General features: G+C 66.5%; 7 protein-coding genes and 1 pseudogene. 2 read left to right on the forward strand and 6 right to left on the reverse strand.

Annotated elements, in window-relative coordinates:
- The 6 genes from AC5RUJ_RS07215 to AC5RUJ_RS07240 form a co-directional block, all read right to left on the reverse strand.
- Window positions 1-816: glycosyltransferase family 2 protein (locus AC5RUJ_RS07215; RefSeq protein WP_494155712.1), on the reverse strand; the 816-nt coding region annotated here is incomplete at its 3' end.
- Window positions 813-1,556: a hypothetical protein gene (locus tag AC5RUJ_RS07220; RefSeq protein WP_494127937.1), complete on the reverse strand. Its 744-nt coding sequence runs from the start codon at window positions 1,554-1,556 to the stop codon at window positions 813-815. The genes AC5RUJ_RS07215 and AC5RUJ_RS07220, both read right to left, overlap by 4 nt.
- 95 nt (window positions 1,557-1,651) lie before the next feature.
- Window positions 1,652-2,503, reverse strand: coding sequence for a sulfotransferase (locus AC5RUJ_RS07225; RefSeq protein WP_494127938.1), 852 nt, complete (start codon window positions 2,501-2,503; stop codon window positions 1,652-1,654).
- 7 nt (window positions 2,504-2,510) lie between these two features.
- Window positions 2,511-3,749 carry a hypothetical protein gene (locus tag AC5RUJ_RS07230; RefSeq protein ID WP_494127939.1) on the reverse strand — a complete coding sequence of 413 codons (1,239 nt, stop codon included), beginning with the start codon at window positions 3,747-3,749 and terminating at the stop codon, window positions 2,511-2,513.
- Complete coding sequence (locus AC5RUJ_RS07235; protein ID WP_494127940.1) at window positions 3,746-5,098, reverse strand: O-antigen ligase family protein; 1,353 nt, start codon at window positions 5,096-5,098, stop codon at window positions 3,746-3,748. The genes AC5RUJ_RS07230 and AC5RUJ_RS07235 overlap by 4 nt, the downstream gene beginning before the upstream one ends.
- A gap of 44 nt (window positions 5,099-5,142) precedes the next feature.
- Window positions 5,143-6,063, reverse strand: coding sequence for a hypothetical protein (locus AC5RUJ_RS07240; RefSeq protein WP_494155713.1), 921 nt, complete (start codon window positions 6,061-6,063; stop codon window positions 5,143-5,145).
- Window positions 6,064-6,743: 680 nt separating this feature from the next.
- Between AC5RUJ_RS07240 and AC5RUJ_RS07245 the strand changes: the two genes are divergently transcribed.
- Both AC5RUJ_RS07245 and AC5RUJ_RS07250 read left to right on the forward strand, forming a co-directional pair.
- The gene (locus AC5RUJ_RS07245; RefSeq protein WP_494155714.1) at window positions 6,744-8,165 is read left to right on the forward strand and encodes a hypothetical protein; all 1,422 of its coding nucleotides are present in this window, start codon (window positions 6,744-6,746) and stop codon (window positions 8,163-8,165) included.
- Window positions 8,150-8,243 (forward strand): annotated as a pseudogene (locus AC5RUJ_RS07250) (50S ribosomal protein L28); the annotation flags it as partial. The gene AC5RUJ_RS07245 and the pseudogene AC5RUJ_RS07250, both read left to right, overlap by 16 nt.

Below are 8,243 nucleotides of genomic sequence, written 5' to 3' on the forward strand. Positions count from 1 at the left end.
GGCCGCCGTGCGCACGGCCTCCCTGCTGTTCCCCTGGGCGGCCAACGCGAACGCCCTCTGGCCCTGCATCCACGCCCGGCCGCGGCGGTCTGCCGCGATCGCCGGATGCTTGGCCATCAGATACTCCAGGCCGTCTGCCATCGCGTCCCAGCGTCGGGAAAAGTACGAACCGTCGGGGTGCCACAGCACGTCGGCCCCCACCTGCCCGAGTACTGCCACTTTCCCGTGCTGGGCTGCGCGCAGCAGCAAGTCATAGTCCTCGCCGTAGCCGTAGGGCAGATCCTCGTCCACCAACCCGACTCTCTCGAGCAGGTGCTCGCGCAGCAGGAGATAGGTCGACGGGTGCGCCCCGGTCAACCTGCTGCCGGTGAGCTGCCCGGCCGTGATCTCCCGGACGTTGGGGATGCGGACCAACCGCTTTTCTCCGTAGTGGACTTCGATGCCCGTGACACAGGCGGTGGCGGCCCGGTCGACCATGGTCTGCACCTGCCGCCTCAGTTTGTCCGGACGCCAGGCATCGTCGTCGTCGCAAAACGCCACCAGCGGTGCGTCGGCGGCGAGCAGGCCGGTGTTGCGCGAGCCGGCCAAGCCGGGAGTGCGCCGGTTTGACATCACCCGGACTTGGCGACGGGGTTCGGTTCTGGCCAGGGCCGGGTCCTCGGCGCACCGGTCGTGGACCACGGTCACACGGATGGCGCCTGGATAATCCTGGGCCATGACGCTGCCGATCGCCTGGCGGAGCAGTTCGGGCCGGTTGTGCGTGGCTATGACGACGTCGACGGCTGCATCGAGCTCCAGCCCGGTAGGTGTGTTCATGACGTCCTTCCCTCGTGTGAAAACCTTTGTTCGTGCCTGCGCTGGCTGCGTGCAGCCACGGCCGCGGCCAAGGCCAGTCCGGCCGCCAGGCTGGACCCGATCGCGGTGGGGAGCCCGGCGCGCTTGCTGCGGTCGGGCAGCACGGCCGGCCGGGAGATGTAGCCCGGTTCCGGGTCGTGGACGCTTAGCGCCGTCAGTTCTGCCTCAAGCTGCGCGTGTTGGCGGCTGAGCGTATTGACTCCCACGGCAGTGTTCGCAGGGGCCGTGCTCGACCGGTCGTGCATGCTGCGCTCGATGACCCGTTTCTGGGCGGCGATCGTTTCCGCCCGGTCCCGGGTGGTCGCCGCGAGCGATTCGCTGCGGACCTCAAGAAAGTTTTCGGCCAGGGCGGCGACGGCCCTGTACGCCGTCCGCGCCTCGGGCGCTGAGACGTAGAGCTGCAGGATCCGCGAGTTGACGACGGGCAAGATTGTGACGTCGTCCAACAGCCCGGCAGTACCTCCCGGGTAGTCCAAGCCGCGCGCAGTCTGCCCCAAGACCCGGTCAGAGAGCAACAACTGGACGGCGGAGTCGATGGAAACATCCACGACCAGGGCGTCGCTGAGGGCCAGGTCCGAGACCGCCACGACCACCACGTCGGTACGGGCGGTGTATTCGGGTTCCTTGGCGACATGTAGTCCCAGCCCGGCGGCCAGCATGGCGGCAATAACGGCGCAGCCGGTGCGCCAGTTGTCGCGCATCAGGCCGCGATACCTCAGTCCATGTCCGCGGTCCGGGGGCCGGGGCTGTGACTGCCGGTGCGGGTGTCGGTCGTGAATCTTCATGTTGGCCACCGCTATCTGCGCCAGCTCGGAGTGACGCCCAGCAGCCGGGCGAGTCGTTCGTCGTCGTCAACGAAATCGTCGCGGAGTTGCCTGCGCAATCGCTCCGGCATCGGCCGGCTGGGACGGGAATTGGAATGCACGGCCGCGGGTGGGCGCCAATCCGGCAGCCCGAGGTGCTCCAGCAACCTGTCCCACTGCGGCAGCCCCGGCTGGAAAAAGTCGTCGGCGTCCAGCACCAGTACGTGCTCCCGCCCTACGGCGTCGAACATGCGCTCCAGTTGTGCCGCGTACCGGCCACGGGCACGGTAGGCGTGATGCTGGTGCGCGAACGACTGATAGCCCGGGTCGGCGACGATCCGTTCTTCTTCACCGGCCAGGCGCCCCGGTTCGGCTGCCAGCGCTTCGGCGAAGCCAAGGGTCTCGAATCCCCGGCCGTGCTCCTGCTTGTGAGCGGAGAACGCCCGCTCGGCCGGGTCGCGCAGCAGCACGATAATTTTCACCGGCCCCAGCACTTGTGCGATCCGTCCGGGTGCCAGCGGGTGGAAGAGGTAGTACGGGCTGGCTTCGCCGGTGATCTCCTGCCCACGCGCGCGGCGCAGGGGAAAATGTGCGGCATAGAACCGCGGCCCCCGCCGGAACCGGTCCGCGGTGTCGAAGAAGTGAATGCCCTTGTTGAGGAGCGGCGGGCGCACGCCGGGGTGCTGGGTTAACATGCGGAACAGGCTGGTGGTGGCGCAGCGTTGGGCGCCGGCGATCAGGAATGACGGACGCATCCGGAATTCGGCGCTGAGCCGGCCCACCGACGTGGCCGCGGTACGTGCAGCAGAGCGGGCGGAACCGTTGAGCCGTTCGGTCAGGGTCATCGGTCTCTCATTTCTTGCCGAGGGTGGTGAGGGCGGGATGCTCCAGCCGGTCTGCCAGCACCCGCTGGTGCCAGCGTGCCAACGGGCGGACCGCAGCCCCGTCAGGAGTCATACTGTCGAGAGTGAACCGGGCCGTGATGGTCAGCAGGTAGCCCAGTACCAGCGCGTCCAGTACCGCGGGGTCGCGGGCGGGGTCCGGCCCGGCGCTGCGGGCGACTGCCTGTGCCAGCGCCGGACGGCAGTCGACGCCGAGAGAGCTGCGCGCGGCGGCCATCTGGTCGACCGCCCGCAACACCGGGTGGACCAGGTAATGAACGACGTCGCTGCCCAGCGGGACGTCGTGAGCGTACCGTTCCCAGTCCCAGACCAGGGGCGCTCCGGCGGTGGCAGCCAGATTCCAGGCGCCGAAGTCGCCGTGCCACGCTCCGAGGGGCACGTCCAGGCCTGCAAAGCGCTCGCCGTAGGCATCGGCCAGCTCCGGCAGCACGCTCTCGCTCGTGCCGTGCAGCGTCGTCAGCTCCCGCCGCAGCCCGGTGAACCAAGGGCCCGACTCGGCGGGGCAGGATCCGATGGTACCGGTTGCAGCGATAGCGGCCGCCGCCGCAACCGGGACCCCGTTCTGTACCCGCCGCCTGTCGGCGCGCAGGGCGGTCATCAGCAAGACCGCGTTGCCGCGCCAGTTGCCGTGGTGAATCACCTCGGGCACCGCGAAAGAGGCCGACCGGTGACTGGCCAAAGCGCGCAGCGCGCTGTGCTCATGGTCCACGAGGGCGTTCGTCAAGCCGTTGAGTCCCACCTTGGCGAATCCAATCTCCCGCCCGTCTGCCGTGTGGACGTTCAAGACCGGTTTCCGGTTCGCCCTCGCGGAGCCTACGGAGAGGGACAGCATCACCGGGGCGCCGACGACGTCGGCCAAGTAGTCGCTGATGGATCCGGACCCGGGGGAGACGTTCAGCCCGTAGGGCATCAGTGCCCCGCCGACCGATGACGCCAGCAGCTTGGCGAGCAGCCACCGCTGCGCCGAACGGCTGAACGAGTCATTGGCGCTGGGGCGGTTTACCGCGTCTGCTGCCGCCGCCCTGGAGTGGGCCGGCACCAGCAGGCGCGGCCGTCGCGGGCCGGGCACCAGGCGAAAGGCGTGCCGTCCGGGCCCGACGGGGCCGACGCTGACGCTCGAATCCGGGAACAACTGCTCCACGGTGGACATCAGGTCCTCCAGCGCCGGGCTGTTGCGGATTGTTTTCATGAAACCGGCTCTTTCGTTGGCTGCTTCCGGCGGGTGGCCAAAGGGGGATGGGGCGGAGGCTGCTGCTCCAGTTCCCGCCGCCACAGCAGGCCGATGCCGATCATCAGGGTCATCAGCGGGGCGGCGATGGTGTCGTAGAACGGCAGCACGCAGAGGAAAAAGAGGAAGACGTAGAGCATGGCGGCCGAGTCCCGGTCACGTGTCCGCAGCGAGGGCAAATACCTCCGGAAGATGAACCAGAGGAACAGGAACGCACCGAGTACCCCCGTGCAGAAGATGAGGTACCAGAGCGCACCTTGGGTGCCCAGCTGCGGCGGCGAACACTGGCTGCAATCCGCGGTTGCGCCGGCCGCGATGGAGTAAAAGTTGTTCTGTTGGGTCCGCGGGGCGCCGAAGCCGATGACGGGCGAATGTTCCAGCATGGTGGAGATGCTTCGCTTGGCCAGATTGAACCTGCCCTGGTTGCTGTGTGGATTTTCCAGGCGTGCCTGCACCAGGTAGCCCAAAGGAGTCAGCAGCACCGCCATCAAAGCGGCCACGAAGGCGGCGGCCATCGCAATGAGAACCACCACTTTGCCGCGCACCGCCATCCGTATCCCGGCCGCCAGGGCCAGGACGGCGAGACCGAGCCACAGCGCGCGGTTGAGCGAAAAGACAACCGGCGGCACCGAAGCCACCAATACCGCGGCCCAGAGCGCGCGCTGCCACCAATTCCGCACGTACGCGTAGGAGAGCATAAAGAACGGCAGGAACATGCCGAAGTTTGCGCCCCAGGAATTCGCATACTCGAACGGTGCCTTCGGCCGCGGGTTGTCGAATCCCAGAATGCCCTGCACTTGGGCCAGGCCGGGGTGGATCAGGCCGTTCAGGAACGCGTTCGAGGCCAGCTGGGCCGGCAGTACCGCCTCCAGGAGTGACGGAAAGTCCAGCCGCGACAGGAACTGTCCGGCATATCCGCCGAGGACGGTGATGACGAACATCCATGCCATCAGCAGCACGATGCGCCTGCGGGGAAGTTCCCGCTCGGAGGTGTTGCCGATGTAAAGCATGACGATGGTTACCGCCACAAACCACGCCATGCGGTAGGCCCACGGCAGGAGGCGCACGGGTCCTTCTTCGGGCAGCAGCCCGGGGACGGGAATCCAGAGCACGACGACGCCGATGGCAGCCACCGCCAGGAACAACCACCAGATCCCGAAACCGTGCGGGAGCAGCACTGCGCGCCGTCGCAGCAGGTGATAGCCCAGGGGAGCTGCCATCAGCAGGAAACCCAGCACCCCGAATCCCAGGAGCCACCACACGGGAAAACCGGCAAAGAACAGCACGAAGGGCCACGCATGCAGCGCCACCCGATTTTTTGCCCCCAACATCAAGATGCCCCCTGTGCCGTTATTTACCAGGACCATTCCCAGCCGTAAGCGCCCTCGAAACCGCCCATCCGGAACGAAGCCGAGCCGTTGCCCTCCGGGACATCCAGGATGATCAGCCCCTCGGCGTCACCGCCGGGATTCACCGGGTTGGGCAGCAGATCGGCCTCGGGCACGCAGCCCGCGCTGTTGCCGACTGGATCCACCACCTGTTCGCCGTCGCCGTCCCAGGCACGGAAGTCGTGCACCGACATGGCGAAATAGGGCCAGCCGGATTCCGGCAGCTCGGGGTGGGCCTTCACCGAGAAATGGATGGCAACGAATTGCCCGTTGATGCTCGGCAGGGCGGTGTCCGCCGTGCAGGTGAAATCGGCTTGGATTTCACTGGCCTCCATCTCGGCGAACTTCTTGCCGGTTGGTTCGCCGAGCACTCCCGCCTCGCCGACTTCCGCCGGCAGGTTGCCGTGGTCGTTAAGGTCGAGTTCAGCCAGTGGATCCTTTGAGGCGGCAGCGTCAGGCTTGTCCTTCTTGGCGGCTGGGTCAGGCGTTTTTTTCTTGGCGGCATCTGCCGTGGCCGAGGGCGACGGTTTCGCCGTCGCCTCCTTCTTGTTGCCGCTGCCGGGCTGTGTTGCCTTGGCCGGAGTCCCGCTTGCCCTGCCGCCCACAGTGGGCAGGTCGGCCGCCGCTGGATCGGCACCACCGCTGCACGCGGATAAGGCCACAACCAGGCCGAGCGCGGCACAGCCACGGGCCATCGTTCGTTTCATTCTTCCCCCCAGATGAACCTCAAGAACGAGGCTGGCGTACCCCAGAGCGAACGCGCCGGGGAACGAAGCTGACCCGATCGTATGGCCTTCATGTGGGAAGAAAAAGGTTTCAAATACCCGACTCTTCCCCACACCGTTACCGGGGTGGGAAAGACCGGGTATTCGACCCGTAGCGGACAAGGGGAATTCGAGTAGTGCGAAAGAAGAACTGGTAGCCGCAGGCCCCCGCCGAGTGTTTCCCGTTTGTTTGATCCCCGGCAATATTGGTGCAGCCTAGGGTCTTTTCTTTGATCCCGATTTGCATGTCCGGGATACCGAATGAGGGGCCGCAGCTATTCCGCCGCGAAAGCGGAAACGGGGGAGAACAGGAATAAACAATGCGAAGACTCTTATCCATATTTACGGGACTACTGCTGGTCGCCGGCATGGGATTGGCAACGCCCGGGGCGGCCGTGGCCGCCGACGTTAGCCACACCCAGGTGGTGCGGGCGAACCCGGTCAACTACACGCCGCACGTGCTCGACGGCATCGTGTTCTCCATCGCGGAAGCGGGGGACATGATCATCCTTGGCGGCTCGTTCACGCGGGTGCAGGCGAGCACGGGAGGCCCGGAACTGGTCCGCAACCGCATCGTCGCGTTCAACAAGAACACCGGCGCGATCAGCAACTCGTTCGCACCGGACTTCAACAGCACGGTCCGCAGCGTGGTGGCATCCGCGGACGGGCAGTCCGTGTACGTCGGCGGGCAGTTCGGAACCTTGAACGGGGCCAGCGTGCAGAAGGTCACCAGGCTCTCGGTGAGCAACGGGGCCCGCGTCACCGGCTTCAATCCGGGGCAGATCAACTCGGTCGTGCACGACATGAAGTTGGTGGGGAACCGGCTGTTCATCGGGGGTGAGTTCGACAGCATTGGCGGGCAGCAACGCAGCAAGCTAGCCGAGCTGGATGCATCGTCCGGCGCGCTGCGTCCCACCGTGAACTTCGAATTCGTCGGCGGCGCGACAGGCACCGGCGACGCCGGGATCAACGTCTTCGTGCACAAGTTCGACACCACCCCGGACGGGAACACCATGTTCATCACCGGGCACTTCGCCACCGTCAACGGGGCGGATCGAAACCAGATCGCGAAAATCAATCTCGCCGGTGCGACTGCTACGGTGGACCAAAACTGGCACACGGACCGCTACGATGCCCGCTGCAACTTCCAGCGGGCTTACTATGTGAACGATCTGGACTTCGCCCCGGACGGGTCAAACCTGGCAGTCTCGACATTTGGCGGCTATGGCTCCGGTCCGCCCAGCCTCTGCGACAGCATCGCGCGCTGGGACACCGCCGCCTCCGGCCAGCAGCTCGACCCGACCTGGATCAACTGGGTCGGCGGCGACAGCATCTATGCCCTGGAGCATGTCGGCGCGCACATCTACTTCGGCGGGCACAACCGCTGGACGAACAATCCGTTCGTGGGTGACGCGGCGGGACCCGGTGCGGAAGTCCGCGAAGGCATTGGCGTCATCAGTTCCGCCAACGGCATGGCCTTGGCGTGGAATCCCGGACGTGACCGCGGTCGTGGAGTCTTCGACCTGCTGGCCACGGCCACCGGCCTGTGGGTCGGGTCCGACACCGATCGCATCGCCAACTCCCAGTACCGGGCCAGAATCGCGCATTTCCCGCTGGCAGGCGGCTATGCGGCGGCTACGGCAAGCGCACCGCGGCTTCCCGTGGATGTCCTGAAGTCGGGATCCGGCGCTGTCCAGCAGGTCTACTTCGACGGCCGCAGGGCCACTCCGGTCACCGGGGTGCCCTCCGGCAACGTGGACTGGGCCAATGTCCGCGGCGGCTTCGTGGCCGGCGGTTCGCTCTACCTGGCCATGGCCAACGGGACCATGGAAAAGCGGTCCTTCAACGGAACGCAGATGGGCGCGGCCGAGCAGGTCAACCTGCGGAACCTGGACAGGACCGACCTGGCCACGTTCGGCCGGCAGACCTCCAGCTACAAACTGGCCAACCTGGGCCAGGAGCTGCAGGGCATGACCGGCCTGTTCTACTCCAACGGACGGATGTACTACACCGTCCAGGGCCAGCCCAACCTGTACATGCGGTATTTCGAACTGGACACCGGCACCATCGGCGCCCAGCAGCACGTCATCACCGGCGCAGCCGCCGGCGTGGACTGGCGCAACGTGAGCGGCATGTTCCTGGCCGGAAACACCCTGTACTGGGCCTCCGCCAACGGCAACCTCAATGCGGTGAACTGGACCGAACCCCCCTGCGCCGCAACGTGACGCTGCAGGTTTCGGCCCGCGGCATCAAGACCATTGACGTCCGCGGCATCGACGCTGTCGTCGCCGAGCTCCTCGCGA

It is taken from the genome of Arthrobacter sp. Y3223164 (assembly GCF_059091005.1).

Excerpts from the sequence above, each read along its gene's own strand:
- AC5RUJ_RS07220 (WP_494127937.1), bottom strand. The coding sequence starts at position 1,556 with ATGCGCGACAACTGGCGCACCGGCTGCGCCGTTATTGCCGCCATGCTG.
- AC5RUJ_RS07225 (WP_494127938.1), bottom strand. The coding sequence starts at position 2,503 with ATGACCCTGACCGAACGGCTCAACGGTTCCGCCCGCTCTGCTGCACGT.
- AC5RUJ_RS07230 (WP_494127939.1), bottom strand. The coding sequence starts at position 3,749 with ATGAAAACAATCCGCAACAGCCCGGCGCTGGAGGACCTGATGTCCACC.
- AC5RUJ_RS07245 (WP_494155714.1), top strand. The coding sequence starts at position 6,744 with ATGAAGTTGGTGGGGAACCGGCTGTTCATCGGGGGTGAGTTCGACAGC.